Origin of the sequence: Nonomuraea sp. NPDC050383 (assembly GCF_044459125.1) — a bacterium.
In the GTDB taxonomy this organism is placed as follows: Bacteria; Actinomycetota; Actinomycetes; order Streptosporangiales; family Streptosporangiaceae; genus Nonomuraea.
Genome location: NZ_JBITIP010000011.1, coordinates 99,775 through 126,239, shown reverse-complemented (window position 1 = coordinate 126,239; position 26,465 = coordinate 99,775). Strand labels below are relative to the sequence as shown.

26 protein-coding genes are annotated in these 26,465 nt (G+C 72.9%); 16 read left to right on the top strand and 10 right to left on the bottom strand.

From position 1 onward, the window contains the following. Positions 1 to 63 precede the first annotated feature (63 nt). Entirely contained in the window at positions 64 to 1,014 is a 951-nt protein-coding gene (locus ACIBG4_RS26460) for an alpha/beta hydrolase (protein WP_397204104.1), read from the top strand. 46 nt (positions 1,015 to 1,060) lie between these two features. On the opposite strand, the gene ACIBG4_RS26455 is transcribed toward ACIBG4_RS26460, so the two are convergent. Further along, positions 1,061 to 2,686, bottom strand: a complete 1,626-nt coding sequence (locus tag ACIBG4_RS26455) for an ADP-ribosyltransferase domain-containing protein (protein ID WP_397204103.1) — start codon at positions 2,684 to 2,686, stop codon at positions 1,061 to 1,063. 172 nt (positions 2,687 to 2,858) lie between these two features. Here ACIBG4_RS26455 and ACIBG4_RS26450 point away from each other — a divergent pair, with 172 nt between their 5' ends. Together ACIBG4_RS26450 and ACIBG4_RS26445 are read left to right on the top strand one after the other, a co-directional pair. Next, positions 2,859 to 3,527, top strand: a complete 669-nt coding sequence (locus ACIBG4_RS26450) for a macro domain-containing protein (RefSeq protein ID WP_397204102.1) — start codon at positions 2,859 to 2,861, stop codon at positions 3,525 to 3,527. Between the two features lie 238 nt (positions 3,528 to 3,765). After that, the gene (locus ACIBG4_RS26445) at positions 3,766 to 5,625 is read left to right on the top strand and encodes an asparagine synthase-related protein (protein ID WP_397204101.1); all 1,860 of its coding nucleotides are present in this window, start codon (positions 3,766 to 3,768) and stop codon (positions 5,623 to 5,625) included. Here the strand turns inward: ACIBG4_RS26445 and ACIBG4_RS26440 are convergent. Next, complete coding sequence (locus ACIBG4_RS26440; protein WP_397204100.1) at positions 5,613 to 6,086, bottom strand: hypothetical protein; 474 nt, start codon at positions 6,084 to 6,086, stop codon at positions 5,613 to 5,615. The genes ACIBG4_RS26445 and ACIBG4_RS26440 overlap by 13 nt on opposite strands. 72 nt (positions 6,087 to 6,158) lie before the next feature. Between ACIBG4_RS26440 and ACIBG4_RS26435 the strand changes: the two genes are divergently transcribed. The 6 genes from ACIBG4_RS26435 (at position 6,159) to ACIBG4_RS26410 (ending at position 13,647) form a co-directional block, all read left to right on the top strand. Beyond that, the gene (locus tag ACIBG4_RS26435) at positions 6,159 to 6,623 is read left to right on the top strand and encodes a hypothetical protein (RefSeq protein WP_397204099.1); all 465 of its coding nucleotides are present in this window, start codon (positions 6,159 to 6,161) and stop codon (positions 6,621 to 6,623) included. Then, the gene (locus tag ACIBG4_RS26430) at positions 6,620 to 7,108 is read left to right on the top strand and encodes a sigma-70 family RNA polymerase sigma factor (RefSeq protein WP_355434603.1); all 489 of its coding nucleotides are present in this window, start codon (positions 6,620 to 6,622) and stop codon (positions 7,106 to 7,108) included. Before ACIBG4_RS26435 ends, ACIBG4_RS26430 begins: the two co-directional genes overlap by 4 nt. A 61-nt stretch (positions 7,109 to 7,169) precedes the next feature. Beyond that, entirely contained in the window at positions 7,170 to 8,105 is a 936-nt protein-coding gene (locus ACIBG4_RS26425; RefSeq protein WP_397204097.1) for an alpha/beta fold hydrolase, read from the top strand. 69 nt (positions 8,106 to 8,174) lie between these two features. Further along, positions 8,175 to 11,267 carry a BTAD domain-containing putative transcriptional regulator gene (locus ACIBG4_RS26420; RefSeq protein ID WP_397204096.1) on the top strand — a complete coding sequence of 1,031 codons (3,093 nt, stop codon included), beginning with the start codon at positions 8,175 to 8,177 and terminating at the stop codon, positions 11,265 to 11,267. A gap of 61 nt (positions 11,268 to 11,328) precedes the next feature. After that, positions 11,329 to 12,501: an FAD-dependent monooxygenase gene (locus ACIBG4_RS26415; RefSeq protein ID WP_397204095.1), complete on the top strand. Its 1,173-nt coding sequence runs from the start codon at positions 11,329 to 11,331 to the stop codon at positions 12,499 to 12,501. A 132-nt stretch (positions 12,502 to 12,633) separates the two neighbouring features. Then, on the top strand, positions 12,634 to 13,647 hold the full coding sequence (locus ACIBG4_RS26410) for an NAD(P)-dependent alcohol dehydrogenase (RefSeq protein ID WP_397204094.1): 1,014 nt from the start codon (positions 12,634 to 12,636) through the stop codon (positions 13,645 to 13,647). Positions 13,648 to 13,693: 46 nt separating this feature from the next. Here the strand turns inward: ACIBG4_RS26410 and ACIBG4_RS26405 are convergent, their stop codons facing one another. Together ACIBG4_RS26405 and ACIBG4_RS26400 are read right to left on the bottom strand one after the other, a co-directional pair. Beyond that, positions 13,694 to 14,602, bottom strand: a complete 909-nt coding sequence (locus ACIBG4_RS26405; protein ID WP_397204093.1) for a hypothetical protein — start codon at positions 14,600 to 14,602, stop codon at positions 13,694 to 13,696. Positions 14,603 to 14,611: 9 nt separating this feature from the next. Further along, complete coding sequence (locus ACIBG4_RS26400; RefSeq protein ID WP_397204092.1) at positions 14,612 to 15,205, bottom strand: matrixin family metalloprotease; 594 nt, start codon at positions 15,203 to 15,205, stop codon at positions 14,612 to 14,614. A gap of 102 nt (positions 15,206 to 15,307) precedes the next feature. Between ACIBG4_RS26400 and ACIBG4_RS26395 the strand changes: the two genes are divergently transcribed. After that, positions 15,308 to 16,900 (top strand): serine/threonine-protein kinase, encoded by a 1,593-nt coding sequence (locus ACIBG4_RS26395; RefSeq protein WP_397204091.1) that lies wholly within the window; start codon positions 15,308 to 15,310, stop codon positions 16,898 to 16,900. A gap of 34 nt (positions 16,901 to 16,934) precedes the next feature. Here ACIBG4_RS26395 and ACIBG4_RS26390 read toward each other — a convergent pair whose 3' ends face one another. The 3 genes from ACIBG4_RS26390 to ACIBG4_RS26380 form a co-directional block, all read right to left on the bottom strand. Continuing rightward, complete coding sequence (locus ACIBG4_RS26390; RefSeq protein WP_397204090.1) at positions 16,935 to 17,954, bottom strand: hypothetical protein; 1,020 nt, start codon at positions 17,952 to 17,954, stop codon at positions 16,935 to 16,937. Continuing rightward, on the bottom strand, positions 17,951 to 18,328 hold the full coding sequence (locus ACIBG4_RS26385) for a hypothetical protein (RefSeq protein ID WP_397204089.1): 378 nt from the start codon (positions 18,326 to 18,328) through the stop codon (positions 17,951 to 17,953). Before ACIBG4_RS26385 ends, ACIBG4_RS26390 begins: the two co-directional genes overlap by 4 nt. 181 nt (positions 18,329 to 18,509) lie before the next feature. After that, positions 18,510 to 18,992, bottom strand: coding sequence for a hypothetical protein (locus ACIBG4_RS26380; protein WP_397204088.1), 483 nt, complete (start codon positions 18,990 to 18,992; stop codon positions 18,510 to 18,512). Positions 18,993 to 19,221: 229 nt separating this feature from the next. Between ACIBG4_RS26380 and ACIBG4_RS26375 the strand changes: the two genes are divergently transcribed. Further along, complete coding sequence (locus tag ACIBG4_RS26375) at positions 19,222 to 19,584, top strand: cupin domain-containing protein (protein ID WP_397204087.1); 363 nt, start codon at positions 19,222 to 19,224, stop codon at positions 19,582 to 19,584. Here the strand turns inward: ACIBG4_RS26375 and ACIBG4_RS26370 are convergent. Then, entirely contained in the window at positions 19,581 to 20,195 is a 615-nt protein-coding gene (locus ACIBG4_RS26370) for a TetR family transcriptional regulator (protein WP_397204086.1), read from the bottom strand. The genes ACIBG4_RS26375 and ACIBG4_RS26370 overlap by 4 nt on opposite strands. A 133-nt stretch (positions 20,196 to 20,328) precedes the next feature. Here ACIBG4_RS26370 and ACIBG4_RS26365 point away from each other — a divergent pair, with 133 nt between their 5' ends. From ACIBG4_RS26365 to ACIBG4_RS26350, 4 genes are read left to right on the top strand one after another with little or no spacing between them, the layout of a single operon-like run. Further along, a complete protein-coding gene (locus ACIBG4_RS26365; protein WP_397204085.1) occupies positions 20,329 to 22,203 on the top strand; it encodes an MDR family MFS transporter in 1,875 nt (624 codons plus the stop codon). Next, the gene (locus ACIBG4_RS26360) at positions 22,200 to 22,748 is read left to right on the top strand and encodes a hypothetical protein (RefSeq protein ID WP_310707585.1); all 549 of its coding nucleotides are present in this window, start codon (positions 22,200 to 22,202) and stop codon (positions 22,746 to 22,748) included. The genes ACIBG4_RS26365 and ACIBG4_RS26360 overlap by 4 nt, the downstream gene beginning before the upstream one ends. After that, positions 22,745 to 22,993, top strand: coding sequence for an SPW repeat protein (locus ACIBG4_RS26355; protein ID WP_310707586.1), 249 nt, complete (start codon positions 22,745 to 22,747; stop codon positions 22,991 to 22,993). Before ACIBG4_RS26360 ends, ACIBG4_RS26355 begins: the two co-directional genes overlap by 4 nt. A 34-nt stretch (positions 22,994 to 23,027) precedes the next feature. Next, positions 23,028 to 23,810 carry a M15 family metallopeptidase gene (locus tag ACIBG4_RS26350; RefSeq protein WP_397204084.1) on the top strand — a complete coding sequence of 261 codons (783 nt, stop codon included), beginning with the start codon at positions 23,028 to 23,030 and terminating at the stop codon, positions 23,808 to 23,810. Here the strand turns inward: ACIBG4_RS26350 and ACIBG4_RS26345 are convergent. After that, complete coding sequence (locus ACIBG4_RS26345) at positions 23,791 to 24,486, bottom strand: alpha/beta fold hydrolase (protein ID WP_397204083.1); 696 nt, start codon at positions 24,484 to 24,486, stop codon at positions 23,791 to 23,793. The two genes, ACIBG4_RS26350 and ACIBG4_RS26345, sit on opposite strands and share 20 nt — an antisense overlap. Before the next feature lie 188 nt (positions 24,487 to 24,674). Here ACIBG4_RS26345 and ACIBG4_RS26340 point away from each other — a divergent pair, with 188 nt between their 5' ends. Beyond that, entirely contained in the window at positions 24,675 to 25,487 is an 813-nt protein-coding gene (locus ACIBG4_RS26340; RefSeq protein ID WP_397204082.1) for an AraC family transcriptional regulator, read from the top strand. Here the strand turns inward: ACIBG4_RS26340 and ACIBG4_RS26335 are convergent. Continuing rightward, positions 25,423 to 26,397: a GlxA family transcriptional regulator gene (locus tag ACIBG4_RS26335; RefSeq protein ID WP_397204081.1), complete on the bottom strand. Its 975-nt coding sequence runs from the start codon at positions 26,395 to 26,397 to the stop codon at positions 25,423 to 25,425. The two genes, ACIBG4_RS26340 and ACIBG4_RS26335, sit on opposite strands and share 65 nt — an antisense overlap. Positions 26,398 to 26,465 lie beyond the last annotated feature (68 nt).

The following is a 26,465-nucleotide window of genomic DNA, read 5'->3' as shown; positions in this document are numbered from 1 at the left end:
GCCGGCGCGGCGTAGGGCATGGACGCAATGCGAACCACATGGTTCACTTACCGCATGGAACACATGCCTGCGAAGCGTGCCAAGGTGCGCTTCGCCAACGGTGACACCGAGTGCGCCGCCTGGCACTATCCGGGGACCAACGGCGCCTGCGTGATCATGGCCGGCGGCTTCGCGGTGCCCAAGGAGCCGGCCACCGACCTGTTCGCACGGCGATTCCACGAGGCCGGCTTCAGCGTCCTCGCCTTCGACTACCGGGGTCTCGGCGAGAGCGGTGGCCGCTCGCGCCTCGTCCTGCCTGTCAGGAGCCAGCTGGCCGACTGGGATGCCGCGATCGCGTTCGCCGCGACCCTGCCGGGGGTCGATCCGGCCAGGCTCGCCCTGTGGGGCTTCTCCGCGTCCGGCGGTCACGTCATCCGCGTCGCGGCGCGCAACCCGCGGCCCGCCGCGGTGATCGCCCAGACCCCGAACGTCGGCGGCCCGGCCGCCACGCGCAGCGTGTCGAGCTTCCAGAAGCCTCTCGGGATGCTGCGCTTCACCGGCCGGGGCATCGCCGACGCCCTCGGCGCGCTCGCCGGCCGCCCGCCCTTGCTGGTTCCGCTCGCCGGCGAGCCGGGCGCCGTCGCGATGCTCACGACACCGGACGTCGGGGACGGCCCCAAGGCGCTCGATCCCGACAACAGGCACGCGCACTGGCAGCAGCGGGTCGCGGCCCGCTCCGCGCTCCGCCTCGCGTTCTACCGGCCCGGCCGCGACACGCCCCGCGTACGGTGCCCGCTGCTCGTCCTCACCTGCGACCAGGATCAGACCGCTCCCCCCGGGCCCGCCATCGAGGCGGCACGGCGAGCGCCCCGCGCCGAGCTGGTCCGCATGCCCGGCAGGCACTACGCGCCGTTCATGGAGATGCACGAGCGGGCCGTGGACGTCGAGCTGTCATTCCTGCGCCGGCACCTGCTCGATCACGCGCCCGCGGAGCCGGGCACCGGCTCCGCGCGGCACCGAGGCGGGCGGACATGAAGGACATCTCCGCGGGCTCACCCGAGCGTCCGCCACGCCCTGGCCGTCACGCCACCAGGCCCTGCTCGGCCAGCTCGGCCAGCTTCACCGTGTAGAGGCCGCCGCGCTCGGCCTTCACCTCGGTCACCTTGAGCTGCGTGCCCGGGGCGAGGATGAACTCCTCCTCGCCGGTGAAGGCGGAGAAGCTGCGGATGCCCACGGCCCGCGCCGGAAGCACCTCGAACAGCGTCCGCTTCCCCCGGCGGCCGAGGAACGCCTGTGCCACGCTCAGCTTCGACGTGCACGAGGACACGCCCCACCACGTAACGGTCCGGCCGAGCGGGTACTGCGCCCGCAGATCGAGCGACACCCCGCGCCACAGCGGCTCCTTGCGGGCGGGCAGACGCGACACGGCCGAGAACAGCAGCCGTAGATACGGGAGATAGGGGACGACCTGGGTGCGGTCCGGGTTGCGCAGGGTCGCGTTGATCTGCCGGTAGAACGCCGACTCGCAGGTGTAGAGGTACAGGGCCGCGACCTCGTCGGCGGACAGGCCGGCCTCCGCCTCCCCCGCCTGCTTCTCACCGAACCGGTGCGACTGCTCCACGTGCCAGTCGAGGCCCGGCAGCAGCTCGGCCGCCGGGGTGATGGCCTCGCGGAAGTCCATGAGCGGGGTGTCGAACACGCCGGTGATCGCGGGCAGGACCAGCCCCTCGTCCTTGACCCCGGCGAGCCGTTCCAGGTAGAGCTTGTGCAGCTCCATCGTGGAGGCGATGAACGCCCCCATCCGGTCCGCCGTGTCCGCGTCCGCCCCGGCGGCCCGCGCCGTGAGCGTGTTCCAGCCCTTGCTGGGCAGCCAGTCGATCTCGCCGGTGCCGAGCTCCCTGAGCGCCGTGTTCACCGCGGCGAAGTGGTCGCCGTCGCAGAAGATGTCGCCCTGTGCCGCGGGGTTGGGGTGGTCGATGTGCCGGACGTCCACCTCGGGGTACTTCTGCTGGAGCCGGAGGACGACCGCCTTCAGGCTGCGGGCATGGACTCCCCACCACGCGAACACCACCCCCCTGTCCTCCTCGTCGGCGTTCTGCTTGGCCTTGAGGATCTCCTCGACCAGCTTCTCGACGACCGGTCGCCAGAACGCGGTGTGCTGGTCGGTGCCCATCGCCCCGTCGCCGCTGGCGGTGAGCGCGGCGTTCAGCAGCAGCACGCCCTGCGTGAGCATCGCCTGGAACCACTCGGGCGGCTGCACGGTGTCGTGCTTCTTCAGGAGGGCACGGATGTCGGCGATCGGCGTCTTCTTGGGGATGCCGTGCTTCCACATCGCCGCCGCCTTGATGATGCAGCGGATGGTGATGACCTTGCCGAACTGGCTGTCGGCCCAGTCGTGGAAGGTGTTGTCGAACATGGCGATGCCGGTGGCGCTCTCCGCCCGCGGGTACGGGTTCTGGCCGAAGACGACGACCTTCCACTTGTGCGGCGGGTTGGGCTTGAGCGCCTGGAAGGTCAGCTCGCGGACGGGTACGACGTTCGGGCTGCGGCCCGGGCCGATGAACGTGGCCGCGGCCGGCCGCGCCTCGATGACCGGCTTCAGGAGCGGCAGCCACGGCTCGCCGCCGCCCTTGAACAGCTCGGCGAGGGCCAGCGGGTCATCCGGGCCGGGCGGGGTCGGCTGGGCGGCGGCGTCGGTGTCGCGCATGGGGGCTCCTGGCTGGGCGGGCGTGCCGGCGGCGGCACGGATGGTCGAGGTGGGGGAATTGTGCCGGGTGAAGATCCCGTATGCGAGATCGTCGTCAAGATCTCGTTCGCCTCCGAGGGGCGATATCTTCGCAGGTGCCGCAGACATCCTTCCCCCGCGACCGGAGTGAGCCATGACCGTCCAGCCCATGAAGCCGCCGCTCGAAGTAGTGCTGGCGGACGTCAACGCGGAGGTGGTGAAGACGTGGCGTTCGGCCTTCGCCGACACCCCTGAGATCCAGATCCTCCAGGGATCGATCCTCGACCAGCACGTCGACGCCTGGGTCAGCCCGACGAACTCCCGCGGTCGGATGGACGGCGGGGTCGACGCGGTCATCAAGAAGTACCTCGGGGCGGGGATCCAGCTGCGCGTCCAGCGGGCGATCCGCGACCGGTTCGGGGGGTCCCTGCCGGTCGGCAGCGCCGTCTGCGTTCCGTCGGGGGCGGTCAACCCCAAGTTCCTGATCTCGACGCCGACCATGGAGGAGTCGTCGCAGGACGTGAGTGAGACGCTGAACGTGGCTCTGGCGTGCGCCGCCGCGTTCCAGGCCATCCACATGCAGAACGAGAAGGAGCCGGGCAGCATCGCGTCGGTGGCGCTGGTCGGCATGGGCGCGGCGACGGGCCGGGTGCCGGCGAGGGTGTGCGCCAACCTGATGTGGACGGGCTACACCCTGTTCAACGACTATTCCTTCCAGGACTTCGACGACCTGCGTAAGACGATCCGCGAGCAGCTCGACGACATCGAGAGCCGCCCCGAGGAGGAGCGGGTGCGGATCGAGCCGCCCCGATCCCGCGGCTGACGCTGTGAGACCGGGCGGTCCGACCGCCCGGCCGTCCTGAGGCGCGGCCCCCTCGGCACGGCCCCGTCCGTGAATCCGAAAGCGGGCTTCGGCGGAGTAAGGGTGTACGCCGTCGAAGGGACACCCGCCGCATGACCGCCCCACCGGAACCTTCCATCCCACCATTCCGTGCCCGTCGAACGGCTCCGCCTCCTGCCGGAGCGGCCACCGGGCAGCCGGATCGGGCGGGGAGGCCGGGTTGCGCGTCCATCTAGTGCTCGCGGCCAAGCGCGCGGGTGTCCCGGTGCCGTCCGTGGCTCTCGAAGCGGCGCGGGAGGCGATCACGCGTGCCTTCCCGGTGCCGGCCGAGACCGTCAGGTCGGCCGGATGGCGGTCGGCCGCCGGTGACACGGCGTTGCTGTCCTGGTCCAACGAGCCGGAGGGGCACGGGCTGCCGCTCGTGTGCTCGGGCGGCGGCCGGCTGATGGGCCTCACCGGGCATCTGGCCGAGCCCGCCGAGGTGGAGCGGCTGCTGGCCGCTCCCCGGCTGGGGGAGGCGGCGGTCCGTACCGGCGGCGTCTTCTCGGTCTTCCGGGCCGGCGAGGGGGAGGTGGGCGCGGCCACGGGACTCACCCGGGCGTGCCCCGTCTTCTACGCCGAGACCTCGGACGTCCATGTCGTCGGCAGCCGGGCGCTGCTCGTCCACCTGGTGGCCAGGGCGGCCGAGACGGCGTCGAGCCGGCCGGAGATCGCCTGGGATCTGCCGGCGTTGGAGTCGATGGTCCGCGCCGGGTACTTCCTGTCCGACGAGACGCCGTTCCACGGGGTCGGCGCGCTGCCGCCCGCCGCCGAGATCAGGATCACCGCCGGTCGCCGTGCCGTCACCGAGGCGCCGCTCCCCGAGGCACGCCCGGCACCCGCCTCCAGGCGGGCGACGCGCGCCCAGGTCGACGAGCTCGCCGACGCGCTGCTCGCCGCCGTGCGGCCGCTGCGCAACACCACCGAGCCGGTACGTCTGTCGCTCACCGGGGGCCGCGACAGCCGTCTCCTCGCCGCGCTGCTGCACAAGGCGGACATCCCGTTCGTGACATCGACCTCGGGGCACGACGACCACCCCGATGTGGTGATCGCCGGGCACGTCGCGGAGGTGCTCGGCGTCCAGCACCGCGTCACCCGGCCGAAACGGTCCGAGGGCGGCACGGAGCTGATCGTCCCGCATCCCCGCGTTCGCACGCACAACGCGCTGTTCGCCTGCGAGGGCCTGATCTCGGCGTACGAGAACATCCCCGGCGGCACGCGGTTCGACCCCACGCCCCGGATGTCCGGCCACGGCGGGGAGATCCTGCGGGGCGGCTTCCTGCAGAACCAGGCGGACCTGGACGCCAAGGCCGTCAGGCGCAGGGTGGACGGCCTCTTCGGCAGGAACGCCGACCTGCTGACCAGGGAGGCCAGGGAGCACGGCCGCGCCCTGGCGTCCCCGTGGCTGGACCGCTGCCGGGAGGACGGCGCGAGCGTGCTGGACCGGCTGTACCTGACGTACCGCGTGGGCCGGTGGCACGCCGCGTCCCGCGCGTCGTTGCTGCGCGGCCAGAACCCCGTCCCGCCGTTCCTCGACAACCTGGTCGTACGGACCGCGCTGAGCATGGATCCGCTGTGGCGGCGTTCCGAGGCGCTCATCCACGGGGTGATCGGCGCCTTCGCACCCCGGTTACGGGACGTCCCCGTGGAGGGCAGGCCGTGGCGGTTCACGACCGAGGAGGCGCCGCGCCGCGGCCTGATGGACCGGCTCCGGCCGCCGAGAGCCCAGGCCGTGCCGGCCGGCGGTCCCGCCCCGGCCGGCAAGCCCTGGAACTGGCGGACGAAGCCCTCTCAGGAGCTGGTCGACCTGATGTCCGCGGGCATCCTCGACGCGCGTGGAGCGCTGAAGGGCGACGGGCTCGCGAGCGTCGTCGACGAGGACGCCGTGGCGCGGCTGCCGGAGTCCCGGATGGACGTCCTGTGGCATCTGTACACGGTCTCGGTGATGCTGACGGACGCCTTCTCCACGCCCGCTCCTCCCGATCTTCCCCTTGTGCACGTTCCCGTGCCGGGCTCCCCGCCCGAGCGTCACCGGTCGTGACGGCCGGGACGTGCCCCCACCAGGCCCGGACGGGCCCGCACCAGCCCCGGACGTGCGCGCACCAGGACGACGCCGACCGCGAGCGCCGTGGCCAGGCAGACAGGGGTGTAGAGGAACAGGTTCAGCCGGTGGAACGCGCTCGCGGTGTCCGTGCCGAGGCCGAAGGCCCATGCCAGCCCGAGCTCCCCGCGCACCAGCACACCGGCGCCCACGGCCAGCGTCACCGCCCTGGCCACCCACCCGCCCCGGCCGCCGGAGGCCGCCGCCACCGACAGGGCCGCCAAGCTCAGCAGGAGGACGAGCGGCAGCAGCACCCGGGCGGTGAAGGGCACCTCGACGTCGAGGACGGCCAGCGACAGCGCGCGGGGGTCGGCGACGGGCCGGATCAGCCAGAACAGGTGGACCAGTGCGTCGAGAAGCAGGACGGCGGCCGCGAACGCGCCGGGACGTGAGATGTTCATGCCCTCCAGGAGGCGGCGAACTTCCCGATGGTTCCATGGAACCTTCTGCCCCCGCGCCGCCTCTGGAAGGACATGAACTGGCCTGTTGCCGACCTGGACCCGGTGCGCCGGCTGCGCGTGCTCGCCGCCGGCGTCCCCGGCGCGCGTGTCGCCGAGCGGATGCTTCCCGCCCCCTTCGAGCTGGTCTGGGAGGTGGTGAGCGACCTGGAACGCGAGTTCGGCACCTTCGAGCCCGACATGCGGCGGCTGCGGATCGTCGCGGACGACGGAGGCGGGCGGCTGGTGGCCGAGGCCCGCAGCAGGTACGGCATGCGTGCCCGCTTCGACGTGGACCTGCGGCCCGGCTGGTGCTGGATGCAGAGCAGGTTCCTGCTCGTCGGCCTGGCCGCGACCGCCGTTCCGGAAGGCACGCTGGTGGCGCAGACCGGCGGCGTCCGCGTGCCGGGACGTGCCGCGCTGGTGCCCCTGGGCGTCAGGGCGGCCGGGGAGAAGGCCCTCGCCCGGCTGGCCGCGCGGATCGCCGAGCGTGCCCGATGACCGCGGCGCTCGTCCTGGCCGCTCAGCGCGGGGACGCGATGGCGATGAACGACCTGCTCAGCGAGCTGACGCCGTACCTCGGCCGGATCTGCGGCCCGATCGCGCTGGACAGCGGGCAGGACGCGGTGCAGGAGGCGTTGATCGCCGTCTTCCGCAACCTGCGCGCGCTGCGCGAGCCCGACGCGCTGTACGGCTGGGCGCGGGCGATAGCCGTAAGAGAGGCCGTCAGGATCGCCAGGCGCGACAACCGGATCGGCCCCGCGGAGCCGGGCGACCTGCCGTCGCGCCAGGACGTGGAGCATGCGGTGGACATCCGCGACGTCCTGGAACGGCTCACGCCCGAGCACCGCGCCGTGCTGGTGCTCCGCGATGTCGAAGGGCTCGACGAGGCCACCGCGGCCAGGCTGCTGGAGGTGCCGGTGGGCACGGTCAAGTCCCGGCTGGCGCGGGCCCGGCTGAGCTTCCGCAGGGCCTGGCAGTCGTGAGGGAACCTCGGCGGGTCCGCCGTCCTCTTCCGGTCGGACATCCACCGATTGGAGGGCACCGATGCGAACCCGCACCCTCGTGGTCCTGGCCACGACTCTCACGCTGCTCGTCTGCGCGGCCCTGTACGGCGCCTACGGCTACCGCCCGGCGCGGCAGAGCGGGTACCGGCCCGCCTACCCCGAGCACGCGCAGTTCCTGGAGACGCCGCTGGCCCGGTTCCACTACGTCAAGCAGGGCACCGGATCGCCGGTGGTGCTGCTGTCCCCCGGGGCCTCCTGGGTGTACGGCTGGCGCCGGCAACTGCCCGAGCTGGCCCGCGAGCACACCGTCTACGTGGTGGATCTGCCGGGTCAGGGCTTCACCACCCTGAAGGACCGCGGCTTCACCTGGGACCTGGACGGGATGACCGAGGCGATCGGCGCCTTCCTCGACGCGGCGGGCATCGAGCGCCCGGCGCTGGGCGGTCTGTCGTGGAGCGGCGGGTGGGCGCTGGCCTACGCGCAGCGGCATCCCGGGTGCGTGGCCGGCCTGCTCCTGCTGGCGCCCTCGGGCGCGGCCACCCGCGACACCTGGGTCTACGAGATCATGAAATATCCCGTCATCGGGGAGCTGTGGAACAACTGGTTCTACGCGGACAGGTCGAGCTCGCTGGAAGCGCTCAAGCGCATCCACGTCCACCAGGACCAGGTGACGAAGGAGGACGTGGACGCCTTCTGGGCGCCCGGCACCCTGGACGACAACCTGGAGAGCCAGTACCTGCTCGAACGCGGCCTCGACTGGCGCGAGACCATCGCCGCCATGCCCCGCACGACCACGCCCGCCCTGGTGGTCTGGGGCCGGCAGGACACGGTCAACCCCGTCGGCCAGGCGCGCGAGTTCCGCCGGCTCATGCCCGGCGCCCGGGTCCACGAGCTGGACGGTTGCGGACACGCCCTCACCACCGACTGCCCCCGGCAGGTCAACCGGCTCCTGGCGGACTTCCTGGCCTCCATGTGAGGGCGTTCGCGGGGCGGCGACCCGGCTCTCCGTCGGAACACACCGGGCGGATGGGACAGAATCGGTGCCGTGCAGTTCGGAATCCTCGGGTCGCTTGAGGTGCGGACGGCCACCGGTGAGGCGGTCGCCGTGGGTGGGCCGCGCCCTCGGGCGCTGCTCGCGTTGCTGCTGCTCGACGCCGGGCGGCTGGTCGGCGTGGAGCGGCTCATCGACGGCCAGTACGGCGACGACCCGCCCGCCGGGGCGGCCAACGCCATCCAGGCCCACGTCTCCCGGCTGCGCCGGAACCTGCCGGCCGGGCTGGTGGAGTTCCACGGCGCCGGGTACCGGCTGGCGGTGGAGCCGGAGGACGTGGACGCGCACCGGTTCGAGCGGCTGGCCAGGGACGGGCGGAGGCTGCTGGCCGCGGGGCAGCACGAGCCGGCCGCCCGGGTGCTGAAGGAGGCGCTGGCCCTGTGGCGCGGGCCCGCGCTGGCCGACGTGGCCGACGCGCCGTTCGCCCCGCCGCAGGCGGCGCGGCTGGAGGAGGCGCGGCTGGCGGCCAGGGAGGACCTGGCGGAGGCCGAGCTGGCCCTGCCCGGCGGGACCTCGGTCGCCGAGCTGCGCGAGCTGGTGGCGGCCCACCCGCTGCGCGAGCGGCTGCGCGGTCAGCTCATGCGGGCGCTGCACGCGTCCGGGCAGCAGGCCGCCGCGCTGGCGGTCTACGACGAGGTACGCCGGCTGCTGGCCGACGAGCTGGGGACCGACCCGGCGCCGGAGCTGGCGGCGCTGCACCTGGCGATCCTGCGCGGCGAGGGCCGGAAGGAGCAGACTCCCCGGCGGCGAGTGCCCGCCCCGCTCAACCGGCTCATCGGCCGGGAGGAGGAGCTGGCCAGGATCGCCGCGCTCGGCGACGCCAGGCTGGTCACCGTCGTCGGCCCCGGCGGCACGGGCAAGACGCGGCTCGCCGTCGAGGCCGTCCACCGGGCGGCTCCGGGTCGGGAGGCGGTGTTCGCCGATCTGTCGTCGGTCGACGACGAGCTGCAGGTGGCCCCGGCCGTGCTGGGCGCGCTCGGGCTGCGCGAGGCCGGGCTGCAGGCGCCCGCACTGGACCGTCCGGACCCGGCGGACCGCCTCGTCGCCGCCCTCGCCGACCAGTCGCTGCTGCTCGTGCTCGACAACTGCGAGCACGTGGTGGCCGCGGCCGCCGAGCTGGTCCGGCGGCTGCTGGACGCCTGCCCCGGCGTCGCGGTCATGGCGACCAGCCAGGAGCCGCTCGGCCTCACCGGCGAGATGCTGGTCCCCCTCGCGCCGCTCGCCGTGCCGCCGCCGGGCACCGATCCCGCCGACGCCTTCGCCTACCCGGCCGTACGGCTGTTCGCCGAGCGGGCCGCCGCCGTCCGGCCCGGGTTCGCGGCCGGCCCCGAGGTCGCGGCCGCCTGCGCCGAGATCTGCGCCACCCTGGACGGCCTGCCGCTGGCCATCGAGCTGGCGGCGGCGCGGCTGCGCACGTTCACCCCGGCGGAGATCGCCGCCCGGCTGAACGAGCACGGCCGCTTCACGCTGCTCTCCCGCGGCGACCGGACGGCGGCGGCCAGGCACCGCACCCTGCACGCCGTGGTCGAGTGGAGCTGGAGCCTGCTCACCCCGGAGGAGCAGGAGGTGGCGAGGCGGTTCTCGGTGTTCGCGGGGGGCGCGTCGCTGGAGGCGGCCGAGTCCGTCTGCGGTGACGGCGACGTGCTGGCCGACCTGGTCGACAAGTCGCTCGTCGAGGCCGACGGCGGACGGTATCGGATGTTCGACACCATCCGCCTGTTCTGCGCCGAGCGGCTGGCCGAGGCGGGAGAGCAGCGGCGGACCCGCGACGCGCACGCCGCCTGGTTCCTCGCCCTGGCCCGGGAGGCCGACCCGTGGCTGCGACGGGCCGAGCAGCTCGACTGGCTGGCCAGGCTCTCCGCGGAGTACGACAACCTGCGGACCGCGCTCCGGCACACCGTCGAGGACGATCCGGAGACGGCGTCGCGGCTGGTCGCGGCCCTGGCGGCGTACTCGTGGCTGAGCGGGCGGCGCGGGCAGATCACCTCGTCCGCGGCGCGGCTGCTCGGCCGGATCGGCGGCGAGCCCGTCGCGGGGCTGGAGGAGGAGTACGTCCTGTGCGTGCTGCAGGCCGTGCCGGACGTGTCCCCCGAGCAGTGGGCGCGGGCCACGGACATCATGACGACGGTGGACGGCGAGCTGCGCCACCCGTTCCTGGCCGCGCTCTGGGGGATGACGGCGGGCCCGGCCGAGGCGGAGACCACCCGGCGGCGCGGACGGCTGCTCGGCTCCGACCCGTGGAGCCAGGCCGTGTCCATGCTGGGAGAGGCGCTGATCCTCCTGCTCGGCGGCCGGGTGGCCGAGAGCGAGCACCTGCTGGAGGAGACGCTGGCCCGCTTCCGCGCCGCCGGTGAGCGCTGGGGGATGGCGCAGGCCCTCGAATGGCTGGCGCTGATCGTGAGCCGGCGCGGCGACTGGGCGGGCGCCAGGCGGCTCTGGGGTCAGGCCGTCGACCTGCACGAGCAGCTCGGCGCGGCGGAGGAGCTGGTGGACGTGCTCTGCCGCAGGTCGGCGGGGCTGATGCGGGAGGGCGACCTGGACGGGGCCCGCGCCGACCTCGAACGCGCCACCGAGCTGGCCCGCCGGACGGGCACGTCGCGCGCGGTGCCGGCGCTGGACCTGGCGTGGGGCGACCTGGCCCGGTTCTCGGGTGAGCACGACGAGGCACGGGCCCGCTACACCGCCGTGCTGGAGGCCGCCGTTCCCGGTTCGTACGTGACCGAGGGCCTCAGGCCGTTCGCGTGCACCGCGCTCGGCCGGCTGGCCGAGGTCGAGGAGGACCGCGCCGAGGTCAGGCGCAGGCACGGCGAGGCGCTGGAGCTGGCGCGCACGGTGGTGCCGGCGGACGCGGCCGAGATCGCCGAGGGCAACGCGGGGCTGGCGCTGCTCGAAGGTGCGGCCGAGCGGGCGGCGTACCTGCTGGGGGTGGGTGCGGCGCTGCGCGGAACGACCGTCACAGGCGATCGGGACGTCGCCAGGGTCGCCGCGGGGGCGACCGAGCGGCTGGGCGCGGACGCGTTCGCCGCGCACTTCGCCAAGGGCGCCGCGCTGAGCGGCGAGGAGGCGCTGTCAGCCCTCGTGGGCTGAGGGGTCGTACTGTCAGCCGGTTGTCCCCGGGGTGTCAGCGCGCTCCGCGAGAGTCGTGGACATGCAGAACACGAACGTCCTCATCTCCGGTGCCAGCATCGGCGGCCCCGCCCTCGGCTACTGGCTCGCCCGCTACGGCTTCCGCGTCACGATCGTCGAGAAGGCCCCCGTCCTGCGCCCCGGCGGCCAGGCCGTCGACTTCAAGGGCGACGTCCACCTGACGGTCCTGCGCCGCATGGGCATCCTGGACGACGTGCGCCGCCTGCAGACCGGCGGCACCGACCAGACCTTCGTCGACAGGCGCGGCCGGGCGCTCGGGGTGATGCCCGGCGAGTTCAGCGGCGGCGAGCTGGAGATCGCCCGCGGCGACCTGGCTCGCCTGGTCTACGACAGGAGCGTCGAGGCAGGCTGCGCGTACGTCTTCGGCGACTCGATCACCTCGCTCACCGAGACCCCCGGCGGGGTGCACGTCACGTTCGAGCGCTCGGCTCCGCGCACGTTCGACCTGGTGATCGGGGCCGACGGCATCCACTCGAACGTCCGGCGCCTGGTCTTCGGCCCCGAGTCGGACTACGTCGAGTTCCTCGGCCACTACTACGCATTGGCCGAGGTGCCCGAGCGGTTCGGCGCGGAGGCGCAGATCTACAACGAGCCGGGCAGGATGGTCGCCGCCGGCGGCCCCAAGGCGTCGGCCTTCTTCGTCTTCTCCTCTCCGCGCCTCGACTACGACCGCTACGACACCGAGGCGATGAAGCGGATCGTCCTCGACGCCTACGCCGGGATGGGCTGGCGGACGCCCGAGGTCCTGGACGCGGTGCGCCGCACCGGCGACTTCTACCTCGACTCGATCAGCCGGGTGAAGATCGACCGCTACTCCCAGGGACGGGTGGCGTTGCTGGGCGACGCGGCCTACGCCAACACGCTGGGCGGGTTCGGGTCCGGGCTGGCGCTGGTGGGGGCGTACGTGCTGGCGGGCGAGCTGGCGGTGGCCGGCGGCGACCATCGGGTGGCGTTCCGGCGCTACGAGGAGGGCTTCCGCGAGTACGCCAAGGTCTCCGAGAAGGGCAACGCCGGTCCGTGGCTGGCGCCCCCGTCGAACGCCCGCATCCGGATGCGCAACTGGACGTTCAAGGTGGGCTTCATGCTCAAGCTCATGATGAAGATGACGGACGACTTCGCCGGGAACATCACCCTGAAGGACTACTCGTCGCTGCTCAGCGACGTGACCGGGTGACCGGCGCCGCGAGGGCGGCGAATGGTGACTTTTCCGATCTTTGGGCTCCCGCCATTCCCTGTGGGGAATTGCCCGATGTCATGGCTCGCCGGGACGATCGCCACGTAGCCGAAGCTTGCGGAAGGACGTGCCATGAGGAGCTATCACCTGCGGCCGGGACGCGGTCTCGCCGGGCTGACCATCGAGGAGCGGGACGAGCCCGCGCCGGGACGCGGGCAGGTCGTGGTCAGGATCCGCGCGAACGGGCTGGGCTTCCGCGACCTGTTGGTGCTGGCGAACGACTACCCGCTGCCGATCACTCCCGGCGTCGTGCCCGGCTGCGAGGGCGTGGGCGACGTCGTGGCTGTCGGCGAGGACGTGACCCGGGTCAGGCCGGGCGACCGGGTGGCGGCCACCGTGTTCCCGCGCTGGCTGGACGGGCCGTTCCAGATGGAGAACGCCGCCCAGCTCGGCACCATGACCGACGGAGTGCTGACCGAGTACGCGGTGCTGGGCGAGGACGGCGTGGTGCCCGTCCCCGAGCACCTGTCGTACGAGGAGGCGGCGGCGCTGCCGCTGGCGGCCGTGACCGCGTGGAACGCGCTGAACTCCGGCGGCGCCCCGCGGCCGGGCCAGACCGTGCTGACGCTCGGCTCGGGCGGGGTGTCGCTGTTCACGCTGATGTTCGCCAAGCTGGCCGGCGCCCGGGTGATCGTGACGACGTCCGGCCCGGACAAGGCGGAGCGGCTGCGGAAGCTCGGCGCCGACGAGGTGATCGACTACCGGGCGAACCCCTCGTGGTCGGAGGAGGTCCGCGCGCTCACCGGCGGCCTGGGCGCCGACCGCGTCGTGGATCCGGCGGGGCCGCTGGAGCAGTCGTTGAAGTCGGTGGCGTTCGGCGGCGAGGTGGCGTTCGTCGGCTACCGGCTGTCCGGCGCCGAGGGGGCCAGGCCGGTCGACCCGGCGCTGCTGTTCGGGGCGGGCGCGGTGCTGCGCGGGGTGGCGACGGGCAGCCGGGCCCACTTCCTCCAGGTCGGTCGCGCGGTGGCCACGCACCGGCTGCGTCCCGTGATCGACCGGGTGTTCCCGTTCGAGGACGTCCACGAGGCGTACCGCTACTGCGAGGCGGGCGGCGGCTTCGGCAAGGTCGTCATCAGCCACGGCTGAGAGCCACCGGGGCTCCCAGCCGTGAGCTCGTCAGCGGATGCGCTCGTCAGCAGGCGGAGCGGTCCGTGGCCGTGCCCGTCTCGCAGGCGGAGCGCTGGACGCGGCCGCGGAGCCGGGCCAGCGGCGAGTCGCCGGCGGACCTGAGCTGCGGGGCGGCGCCCGTGGCCGTGGACCGCGGCGTGGCCGCCGTCGAGCTGGGCCGGCCGGAGGGCGAGGCACCCGTGCTCGTGGGCGTGGGCGACGTGGACGTCGGCGTGGACGTGGGCGTGGGTTGCGCGGTCTGCTCGCCGCCGTCCCCGAGGAGCTGGGCGGCGCGGTTCTCGTCCGTGAGCGGGGCGACCAGCGCCGCGCCCGGCTTCTCCTCGATGAACACACCCTGCCCGATCGGGATGTGCACGGACGCCTGGTACGCCTGCGCCTGCGGCGACGCGGCCCGGCGCTTGGCCCGGGACAGGGCGCTGTCCACGTAGAACAGCCCGCGGCCGGCCGTGCCGATCGACTGGCGGAGGCCGTCGAGCGTGGTGCCGGTGGGCTGCTCGACCCGCAGCCGGATCTGCCCGCCGGTGTAGCCGCGGCCGAGCTTGCCGGCGAGGACCTTGTCGACCTTGACCACGACGCTGGCCCAGCGGATCGCCGCCTCCGCGCTCTCGTACGGCACGACCCGAGGCGTCGGCGAGTCGTCGCCCGAGGCGTAGGCGATGCCGGGCTCGACGCCGACGACCGTGCCCTCCACCAGCGCGGCGGCCGGGCGGAACGTGCCGGACGGCCGGGCGCCGGGCGTGATGTCGTCGAGCGAGTCGAACAGGTACTGACCTGTCCCGCCGGCGTCGGTGTGGAGCTGGGACCAGAAGGACCGCTCGGGCTGCCGCTGGGCGGCGCTCTGCTGGGCCGCGCATCCGGCGGTGGAGGCGACGGCGACGGCTGCGACGGTGGTGAGGAGCTTGAGGTTTCGCATCCTGGTCTCCTAGTAGCGGCCGTTGATGTGGGCGACGTCGTGCGCGCTGTACTTGAGGATCTTGTGCGCGCCGGTCTTCAGGCAGGACGTCGACTCGGTGGAGTGGTCGAGGCCGACCGTGTGCCCGATCTCGTGGCACGCCAGGGCCTGGCGCTGGGTCGCGGTCATCCAGTCGATGTCACGCAGGTCGTAGCGGACCTCGTACTGGTCGCAGCGCCACGGCTGGCCGCTGGTGGCCGGGGCGATGGTCTTGACGCACTTCGAGTACGCGAACAGGTTGTAGCCCGTGCTGGAGCCGTCCCAGTCGAGGTCCCAGGCGTCGACGTAGTAGCGGTCGAACGACTCGACGTCGGTGCTCGGGTCGGGCGTGGTGTCGGCCGCCACGGTCATGTCGGTCTGGGCGTCCAGGTTCAGCAGGGCGGCCTTCACCGCGGTGCGGGTGCGGGTCTCCAGGGACGCGTAGTTGTACCAGTGCTTGCCGTTGTCGGCGAAGGGACAGCAGCCGTTGGCGGAGCCGAAGCCGTTCGCGCTGGCCGGGGACGCGGCGACGGTGGTGACCGCGGCCGCGAGGATGATCGCTGGGAGGAGCTTTCGGTATGACATGTGATCCAGAAATTGGAGGAGAAGGGTGTCCGCTATCTTGCCGGGTGCATAAGAGGGGATCAAACCGGTGTATCCCCCTTTGTCGGCCCTAGGCTGTGCGCTGTGACATCCGGGCGTACGGTCATCGACGGCCGCTTCGAGCTGGTCGGGCGGTTGGGCAGCGGCGGCATGGGCACGGTGTGGCGTGCCTACGACCTGGCCCTGCAACGCGAGGTCGCGCTCAAGGAGGTCCGCCCGTCCGACTCCCCCGACCCGGACTCCAGCCGGGCCCGCATGATGCGCGAACGGGTGCTGCGCGAGGCTCGGGCCCTGGCCCGGCTCGACCATCCGAACGTGGTGACCATCCACCACATCGTGGACACGCCGGCCCTGGCGCACCCGTGGATCGTCATGGAGCTGGTACGCGGCCGGTCACTGGCCGACCGGCTGGCCCAGGGGCCGATGACGGCCGCCGAGGCGGCGTGGCTGGGGCGCGGGATCCTGGCCGCGTTACGCACCGCCCACGAGGCGGGGATCCGCCATCGCGACGTGAAACCGGCGAACGTCCTGCTGCGTCCCGACGGCAGCCCGGTGCTGACCGACTTCGGCATCGCGGCCATGCTCGACTCCCCCGGACTCACGGCCAGCGGCGACGTCGTGGGCTCCCCCGAGTACATCGCGCCGGAACGGCTGCGCGGCCACGAGGGCGATCCCGCCTCGGATCTGTGGTCGCTGGGCATGCTGCTGTACGTGGCGGTGGAGGGCCGCCACCCGCTGCGCCGCGACACCCCGATCGCCACGCTCGCGGCCGTCATGAACGCCCAGGTGCCGCCGGCGCTCCGGGCGGGGCCGCTGGAGAACGTGCTGCGGGCCCTGCTGACACCCGACCCGGCCGCGCGCCCACCGGTGGCGGAGCTCGACCGGATGCTGGCCCAGGCGGCGGAGCAGGCGGCCGGCCATCCCGCGAGCGCGGGGCCGGCCACGCCGCAGGCTCCCCGCCCCGCGTTCCCGACCGGCCCGCAGCACCCCTACGCGGCCCTGCCCACGGGCCCGGTGCGCAAGCGCTCCGCCGGGCGCCGGGCGGCGACGATCGCCGGCGTGGCCGCCGTCGGCGGCATCATCACCGCCGGTCTGATCGTCGTCCCCCGGCTGCAGGGCCAAGCCTCCCTCACGGTCTCGCGGACGACATCCCCGACCGGGATCACCACCGAGGAGGACCAGCCCCTCGACCCTGCCGAGACGGAGCCCGCCGAGGAGGAGAAGGCGGCGAACCTGACGACGCCCGCCGGCGTCCGCACCGCCATCGCGGCCCTGGAGAAGGCGTCGGGCGGCACCGGCTTCTTCCGGCTCGTCCTGTACGAGGGTTACGCGATCGCCGATGCCCCGGTACGCACCAGGAAGGGCGTGTACGACCGCTTCACCTACCGGGACGGCCAGGTGAGCCGGACCGCCGGAGGCACGATCACCCCGGGCCAGAAGGCGGCCACCCTCAGGTCGTTCGACTGGGCCGTCCTCCCGAGCCTGCGCCGCACGGCCGACCGCCGGCTCGGCATCGCGAAGCCGACCATGCGGTACGTGATCGCCGAAGGCGCCTCGCCGTTCGCGGGCAACCAGCCGGCCCTCATGTACTACGTCGTCGACGACTACGGCGCCGCGTACCTGTTGGCGAACGCGAAGGGCAAGATCCTCAAGCTGATGCCGCAGAGCGGCGGCTGACCAGGGGTGGTCGCCGGCCGTGGCGGCGACGGGATCAGCGGCCGAACCTCCAGCCCGGGGGGAAGATGAGAGCCCGCAGGCCGTGGCCCTCGACCTTGCTCGCCCACTCCTCCGGCGTCGTCATGATGTCGCCGTCGCCGTCCACGGCGCTCTTGACCGGCGTGTAGCCGAACCCCGAGCCGAACAGCCGCGCCACCAGCTCGCCGCCCCGCGTGGCGGGACCGGGCAGGCCCAGCTTGGCCAGGTCGTAGCCGAGGACGTAGCCGGTGTTCCCGGCGACGATCCCCCCGAACTCGTGGGCGTTCTCACCCGCAGACCTCGTCGGCCGGCCGTGGGCGGCGTCGCTCATCGCGTCCAGCGTGAGCGCTCCGGCGGCGTAGGCGGGGCCGTCGATGGCGGCGTAGTTGAGCGTGGTCAGCACGTACTTCGGCAGGCAGATCTGCAGGATGCGGCCGACGTTCATCCCGAAGACGGCCTTGGCGGTCTGGGCCAGCTTCACCAGCCGCGCCATCTGGGCGGCGGCCATCGCCTGCGCCACGCCGTACAGCATGGTCGTGAACGGCTGGAAGCAGACCAGCCACAGGAGCTGCACGATGGCCTTGTCCAGCTCGGCGAGCTGCTTACGCACGGCCTCCACCAGGTCGGCGTACGCGTCGCAGCCGGCGGCGATCACCCGGCAGTCCTTGGCGAAGGCGGCCGGGAAGCCCATGATCCGCAGGATGTAGAGCCGGGCGAAGGCGTCCACCCCCTCGCCGCCGTTGTTGTTCCACACCGAGGCGGCGGCATGGTCGGCCATGCCGGCGGCTCCACCGGTGTCGCCGTTCGCGGGAGGCGGCTCGGGGCCGTTCAGGTCGTCGGCCAGCGCGCGGAAGGCGGCGGCGGCCTTGCGCAGCTCCGCCGGGTCGATCTCCGGCGCGGTGACGCCCGCGTAGACGCGCAGGGCGACCATCGTCCCGGCGGAGGCCAGGAGCAGGGTCGTCATCAGCGGGACGGGCGACAGGACCCTGGCCCCGTTCAGGGCCGTCGGCGACAGCATCGGCCTGACGGGGATCACGACCCGTCCTCCGGCCACGTGTAGACCGGCACGTCCGCGAGCTTGATGTCGTCGGCGATGCCCCAGTCGACGACGGCCACGTTGCGGCCCATGGTCACGATGCCGTCGGCGATGTCCGCGTACACGGTCGCGAAGTCCTCGATCATGCGCAGCATCTCGTCGCGCTTCGGCTGGTACCACTCGACGAACGCCTTGTCGGCCGCCTCGTTCACCGGCCAGCCGCCCAGCGCCCCCAGCGCGTTGGCGGCCTTCCGCACGGCCTGCAGCACGGCCGCGGAGGCGTCGTCGAAGGCGGGCGCGGCACGCTGCCTGAGCTGGTCGTGGTCGATGTCGAGGGCGGGCCGCGACGGCCCGTCAGAAGGAGGCTCTGCCATCGCTCACCACTGGTCGAACGGACGGGATGGTCATGCGGCCATGCTCACTATGTGAGATGTCCGGTGCGTCTCCCTGTCGTTACGATCACATCTACGCTTTCCGACATCCGGCGTTCACCGGCTGTTCGCCCCAGGGCCGCGGGCCGGCCCCTCCCCGAGCCGGCCCGCGGACGGGGCCCGGTCACCTGCCGGACGGGTGGTGGTCGCGGTTGCGGTCGTCGTCGCGCGTCACGGTGAACTCGGCCGTCGTCACCCGGCCGGCGACCGTCACGCCCACCCTGTAGCGGCCCGGCTTGGTGGTGCGCGGGACGGTCAGCGTCTTGGTGGCCCTGCCGTCCTTCAGCGTCACCGTGTACGTGGCGCCCTGCGGGCTCTTCACCGTGGCCGTGGTGTCCCGCCTGGCGCCCGCGGCGAGGATCGTGACCCGGTAGGAGTGGCCGGCGGCGACCTCGCCGGGGGCGACCTCGGCCTTGACCGAGAGCCGGGAGTCGTCCTTGACGATGCTCACCGCCCGGTCCTCGGGGCGAGTGGTCGGATGGGTCGTCGTGGTGGTGCGGGCCGGGTCCTTGACCGGGCTCGTGGCGGCGAGCGAGACGCCCGCGAACGGGACGGCGAGCAGAGCGGCGCCGGCAACACCGACGGCGAACGGCTTCATGAGACGCATGGAATGGATCCCCGATCTCCGGCGGCTCGTGGAGTCCGGTTGACCCCGCCCTTGGAGCCGCCTTCGGCAAGAAACCTAGAAGCGCTGTCTTGGCCTGCCCTGAGGCCCGCATTCCTTTACGTTGAGATGAACGTGAGGATTTTCTGAGTCCGCCGGTCCCGCCTCCCCGAAACAACCTTGTAGCCCCAAAACGGTGGTGAAACACTGAAAGGTGACGAAGGGGGACGTCATGATCGAAGTCAAGAGCATCGACAAGCCCGACGAGCGCCGCGACTTCCCGATGGGGCACCTGGAGGTCTGCAACCTGAGCGGCCTGACCTTCGGCGTGGCCACGTTCGAGCCGGGGTGGCGCTGGTCGGCGTCCGTGAAGCCGATCGCCGGCACCGAGTCGTGCGAGGTCCACCACAACGGCTTCGTCGCCAAGGGCAGGCTCCGCATCCGCATGAACGACGGCACCGAGGCCGAGATCGGTCCCGGTGAGGTCTTCGTGGCACCGCCGGGGCACGACGCGTGGGTGGTCGGCGACGAGGCGACCATCGTGTTCGACTTCGCGGGCGGGGCCGCGGAGTACGCCAAGGCCAAGGGCGCCTAGCCGGCCGAAGGTTGATCGCCGGGGGCCGCGTCGCCGGCCTCCGGCGTCGTCAGGTCCCCCAGGCAGGCCTCGAACGCGGCGGTCAGGCGGGCGAGGTCGGCCGGGGTCGGCTCCTCCGGCCCGAGGTTGCGGCGCACCGCCCCCACCCCCAGGAACACCGCCGTCGCCAGCCGGGCGCGGGCCACCGCGTCGGGCCCGTCGAGGCGCGCGGCCAGCGGCTCGACCAGGGCCGTGCGCACCCGCTCGCCGACGAGCTGCCGGATCTCGGGGTCGCCGGCCGAGCGTTCGAGCGAGCGCAGGATGCGGCTCTCGGGGTCGGCGTGCATGCGCAGCGCGGCGTACTCGGCCAGCCGCGCGGGCAGGCCGGCCCGGTCGCCGTCGAGGACGTGAGTGAGGGTCGGCTCCCCGGCGAGCACCTCGCGGAACAGCCCTGCCTTCGACCCGAAGTAGCGGCCGACCAGGGAGAGGTTGGCCCCGGCCGCGGCGGCGATCATGCGTACGGTGACGTGCTCGTAGCCGTGCTCGGCGAACAGCGCGCGGGCGGCGGCGAGCAGGCGGCCGCGCGTCGCCTCGCGATCCCTCGGCCGCGCCTCCACCTGGACATGGTCCACCCCGCAAACTCTAGCGCCTGGGACCCCACTTGCCGCACGGCTAGTAAACGTACGTATACTAGCCAGATCTGCGCTCATTTCCGGCTTACCCGGCCGGCCCCCACCAGTCTGGAAAAGGAGGCATGACGCCCTGATGACTCAGACGCGGCATTACACCCACCGCGAGATTCTGAAGGTGATGTCGGGGCTCATGCTCGCCATGCTGACCTCGATGATCTCGACATCGGTGGTCGGCACGGCCCTGCCGACGATCGTCGGCGAGCTCGGCGGCCAGGACCAGTACTCCTGGGTGGCCTCCGCCACCATGCTCACGATGACCGTGTCCACGCCGCTGTGGGGCAAGCTGTCCGACATCTTCGGCCGCAAGCTGCTCTTCCAGATCGCCCTCGGCCTGTTCGTCGCCGCCTCCCTCGTGGCCGGCCTGTCCCAGGACATGGGCCAGCTCATCGCGGCACGGGCCGTGCAGGGCGTCGGCGTCGGCGGCCTGTCCGCCCTCGCGCAGGTGATCCTCGGCGACATCGTGTCGCCCCGCGAGCGCGGCCGCTACTCCGGCTACATGGGAGCCGTCTTCGGCATCTCCACCGTCGCCGGGCCGCTGCTCGGCGGGTTCATCGTGGACGCCGACTGGCTCGGCTGGCGCTGGTGCTTCTACGTCGTGGTGCCGTTCGCGGTGGTCGCCTTCGTGGTGATCCAGCGGGTGCTGAAGCTGCCCAGGATCAAGCGGGACACCACGATCGACATCTGGGGCGCCACCACGATCACCGGCAGCGCCACGGCCCTCATGCTGCTGCTCACGCTCGGCGGGCAGGAGTTCGAGTGGAACTCCCCGTGGACGTACCTGCTCGGCGCCGCCGCCGTGCTCATGCTGGCCCTGGCCGTCCTGGCCGAGCGCACCGCCCGCACGCCCATCCTGCCGCCCCGGCTGTTCCGCAACCGCACGTTCGTGCTGACCAGCGCCGCCTCCCTGTTCGTCGGCATGGCGATGTTCGGCGCGATGATCTACCTGCCGCAGTACCTCCAGATCGTCAAGGGCCTCAGCCCGGCCAACTCCGGCCTGATGACCCTGCCCATGGTCTTCTCGCTGTTCGTCTCCGGCATCGTCTCCGGCCGCATCGTCACCCGTACCGGCAAGTGGAAGATCTTCCCCGTGGTCGGGCTGCTGATCGTCGCCGTGGGCCAGTTCCTGCTGTCGCGGCTGCACGTCGACTCCAGCCGGTGGCTGATCGGGATCGACGTGGCCGTGCTGGGCCTCGGGCTCGGCCTGTCCATGCAGATGCTCATCCTGGCCGCGCAGAACGGCTCCGAGCCGCGCGACATGGCCTCCACCACGTCCGGCGTCTCGTTCTTCCGCTCGCTCGGCGGCGCCGTCGGCGTGGCCGCGTTCGGCGCGATCCTGCTGAACCGGCTCAAGGACGAGATGACCGGCCTGCTCGCCGCCCGGCACGTCAAGGTCCCCGGAGGGGCCTCGATGTCCCTGGGCAGCCCCAGCGAGATCCAGCACCTCCCCGAGCCGATCAGAGGCATCGTGCTGGAGTCGTTCACCCGGGGGCTGGAGACGGTGTTCCTCGTGGGAGTGCCGATCACGCTGCTCGGCTTCGTCGCCGTGGTCTTCCTCAAGGAGCTGCCGCTGCGCGGCGCCACCTCGGCACCGGCCGCCCCGCAGCCCCCCGCCGAGCCGGCGTCGGCGCCGCTCAGCAAGGACGACCTCGTGCTCGCCGGTCTGCTGCTGGAGCTGGTGGCGCAGCGGGTGGAGCTGGTGAACGGCCGGCCGTCCGCGCTGCTCAGCGCCGTCGCCAGGATGGCGCCGGCCGACGACCACCGCACCGAGTCCGAGCGCGCCCGCTCGGTCGCCCGCACGGTGCTGCGGCCCACCTCGCGCGCCCTGATCGCCCACGCCGCCACGCCACAACCTCCTGGCGCCCCGCCGTCCCCCGCGTCCGCACGCCCCGGGACGCCACGGCCGGGCAGAACGTACGCAGACCTCGTCTCCGGAAGGACCACACGATGATCCGCAAGTTCGCGGGGGCGGTCGCGGCCACCCTGGCGTTCCTGGCCGGGCTCTGGCTCATGCTCGCCCCCTTCGCCCTGGGCACGCAGCCCTCCGGCGACGACTGGACCGACGCGACGACGACCGAGTTCTTCACCGGCCTCGGCGTGGCCGTCGTCGGGCTGGCGGGCGCCGCCCTGTTCGCCTCCGCCATCCGGGAGACGCTCGTGGAGCGCGGCCTGGTCACCGTACGACAGCGGCCCGAACCCGAGCCGCAGCCCGAGCCCGAGCCCGTCCCCGCGCCGCCCGTCGCCTCCGGCGTGCCGCAGCCGTCGTCGGCCGAGCTCGCCGCGCTGCTCGCCCCGCTCGTCGAGGCACTGCGCGCCGACCTGAACGCCGACCTGGCCACCACCGAACGCCCCATCACCGAACGCCCCGCCCCGCGCCTGGACCCGCGCCAGGCCGGCGACCAGCACCCGAACCTGTTCACCCCCGGCCACACAGGCCGGCACGAGCCCGAGCCGACCCACCCGAACGGCTTCGTCGGAGCGGAGGACCACCGTTGAACAAGGCCAAGGCGGGCGTCGTCGCCCTCGCCCTGCTGCTCCTGGCCGGCCTCTGGCTGGTCGCCGCCCCGTTCGTCGTCGGCTACCAGCCACGCGGCGCCGACTTCTCCGACGCCACGGTCAACGACCTGTGGGTGGGCGGCCTGCTGGCCGGCCTGTCGTTCGCGACGCTCGTCGGGTACACCGGCGCGGCGCTGCGTGCCGTCGCCCGGCGTGGTCGGCACACGGGGGAACACACGGCCTGACCTGGTGAAACGGAGCTTCGCATAGGGTGGTCAGATGAAAGGTGCCGCCACCTTGGCGTTCGTGGTGCTCGCGTCCGTCTCCTGCGGCGGGCAGGCCCCGGCCGCCTCGTCCACGCAGAGCCCGCCACCCGCCTCCGCCCCGGTCTCCACCCCTGAGACGAGCGGGGCCGGCATCACCCCGGCCCCCTCCTCCCCGTCCCCCACGAGCCCGTCCCCCACGAGCTCGGCGAAACCCACGAAGGCCGGCCCGCCGCCGTTCACGGCCAAGGTCACCCGCATCGCCCGTGACCGCCTGCCGTACTCGTGGCGGCCGGGCTGCCCCGTCTCCTACCGGGACCTGCGCCTGGTCACGATGACGTACTGGGGCTGGGACGACCGCGCCCACACCGGCGAGCTGGTCGTGCGCAAGACCGTCACCGACGACATCGTGACGGCCTTCAGGAAGCTGTACGCCATGCGCTACCCCATCAGGCAGATGCGGCTCGTGGACGTCTACAAGGGCGACGACTTCGACTCCATCGACGCGGACAACACCTCGGCCTTCAACTGCCGCCCCGCCACGGGATCGAGCAACTGGTCCAACCACGCCTTCGGGGAGGCGGTGGACGTCAACCCGCGCGAGAACCCGTACGTGACGGCCTCGGGCAGCACGGCGCACGCCAACGCCAAGAAGTACGACCACCGCCCGATGCGCGGCAAGGGCGTCATCAACCCGGGCGACCGCGTGGTCCGCACGTTCGCCGCGGTCGGCTGGGGCTGGGGCGGCGCCTGGTCCGGCACCAAGGACTTCCAGCACTTCAGCCGGAACGGCCGCTGAGACCGACGCCTTCGCCGAGCAGCAGTGCGGCGACCGCTTCCGGCGCCTCATGCATGGCGTCATGGCCGGTCGGCAGGTCGTGGACCTGCCAACCGGGATCGGCTCGGAGCCGGGTGCGGAGCTCGGCGAACGGCGTCCTGTCCTCCCATCCCGAGCAGTAGACGAACTCCCGGCGGGGGACCTGGGCGTGCCCGCCCGCGAGCCGGATCGTCTGCAGGAACGAGGCGAGGGGATGGGGACGGCGGCGGGGATCGCCGCCGTCCGGCGGTCGGACGGCGTAGCCGGTGGCCGCGGCCCCGGCAGCGAACACCTCCCGGTAGCGCTCGGTCGTCGACGACCAGCACGACTCGCCGTCGCGCGGTACGTAGGCGTCGAGATGCACCAGTCGTGAGACCCGGCCCTCGGCGCGATCGGCGGCGGCGGCGATCACCATCCCGCCGTAGCTGTGGCCGACCAGCGTCGCGCTGCTGATGTGGGCGCGATCGAGGAGCCGCAACACGTCGTCGGCGTGCGTGTCGAGGTTGGCGGTCGCGACCGTCGCGTTGTCGTCGTCCGGCCGCAGACCGGTCAGGGTCAGGGCGTGAACGGCATGACCCGCACGCTCCAGCAGCGGGACCACCGCCTCGAACGACCATGAGCCGTGCCAGCCGCCGGGCACCAGAACGAACGTCGCCATGCGTTTCTGCCTTCTCTCAAGCCGCGGCATCGAGGCACGCCGCCTCGATGCCATGTGATCCGGTCGGGCGCTCCGCGCGATCGAGGAGCGCTCCGCATGAAGGCAGTTTCACCAGAGCAAGGTGTGGCTTGCCACCGATAGGATGCCTACTTATGCCCGTTCGCCGCCAACCTCGCCGGGACGCCGGTGTGACGTCACACATGTGGCCGTCCGGCGGGCGCCACCTCTGGCCGTCCGGCGAGACGAGCGCAGTGCAGTCGCACGCGCGGGGACACCTGGTATACGCGGCCAGCGGCGTCCTGGCGGTTCACACCGAGCGCGGCACGTCGATCGTGCCCGCCAACCGGGTCGCCTGGACCCCAGCGGGGTTCACGCACCACCATCGCGCCCACGGCGACACCGACATGCGGATCGTCTTTCTCGCGCCGGCCCTCGCCCGGCTCATACCAGACCATCCCGCCGTGTTCCTGGCCTCCGACCTCGCCCGCGAGGTCCTGCTCGCCCTGACCGGCCCCCGCAACTACGACGACGCCGCGCCTGCCTACAGCCGCTCCGCGCGCTCTCGCCTCCTTCGGGTCCTCGTCGACGAGCTCCGCGAAGCCCACGAACAGCCACTGCACCTGCCGCAGCCACGGGACGACCGACTGCGGGCCATCGCCCGGATGCTGTACGAGTCGCCGGGAGACAACGCCACGCTGGCCGAGCTCGGGAAGACGGTCGGAGCCGGCACCCGCACCCTCAGCCGGCTGTTCCGCGACGAACTCGGCATGACCTTCTACGAGTGGCGCACGCAGCTACGCATCCACCACGCGCTCGTGCTCCTCGCCGACGGCCACGACACCATCCGAACCGCAAGTGCCTGCGGATGGGCCAACCCCAGCAGCTTCATCGCGGCGTTCACCAACATCATCGGAACGACCCCGGGCCGCTACCGGGTCAGTCGCCGGACCGCCGCCCGCGCATCGCGGCTCCCCGGACCGCCTGGCCCCTCACCCGGGTGAAGCTGGCACGGTAGGCCGTGGGAGTGAGCCCGACCCGGCCGGCCAGGTGCTTGCGAAGGGAGTCCGCGCTGCCCAGACCGCTCTGCTCGGCCACCTGGTCCATGGGCAGCTCGGTGGTCTCCAGCAGCTCCCTGGCCCGGTCGACGCGCCGGTGCAGCAGCCACTGGAGCGGGCTGAGCCCCGTCTCCGCGTGGAAGCGCCTGGTCAGGGTCCGTACGCTCGTCCCGGCGTGACGGGCCAGGTCCGCGAGGGTGAGCGGGCGATCGAGGTGTTCGAGCGCCCAGGCCCGGGTGGGGGCGAGCGACGTGCCACGGTCGTCGGGCAGCGGGGTCTCGATGAACTGCGCCTGGCCCCCCGGCCGTACGGGAGGCACGACCGCGAGCCGCGCGGCCGTGTTGGCGACCGCCGCGCCGTAGTCGAGCCTGACCAGATGCAGGCACAGGTCGATGGCGGCCGCGGCGCCCGCCGAGGTGAAGATGCCGCCGTCCTCGACGAAGAGGAGGCCGGGCTGGACGTCGACCGAGGGGAAGCGGGCGGCGAGGTCGTCGGCCAGCCCCCAGTGGGTGGTGGCGCGGCACCCGTCCAGCAGGCCGGCCTGGGCCAGGACGAACGCGCCCGTGCAGAGCGAGGCGATGCGCGCGCCGCCGGCCGCGGCCTTCCGCAGGGCGTCGAGGACCTCCGCGGGAGCCTGCTCGCCGCCGCTGCCGACGGCGATCACCGTGTCGGCGCCCTCCATCGCGTCCAGGCCGTCCGTCACCACGATGTCGGGACCCCCCACGGTCGGCACCGTGCCCGGCCGCGCCGTACAGACGCGCACCTCATAGTGGGGGACGTTGTTGAACACCATGAGCGGGATCGAGACGTCGAAGCTGAGCACGGGGGGCACGATTACCGCGGCGACGAGGTGCATGGCCAGATCTTCCGGATAGTTGGCATTCCAGCCACTATGTCACGGGGCCGCGGATCGGCACTGTTGTC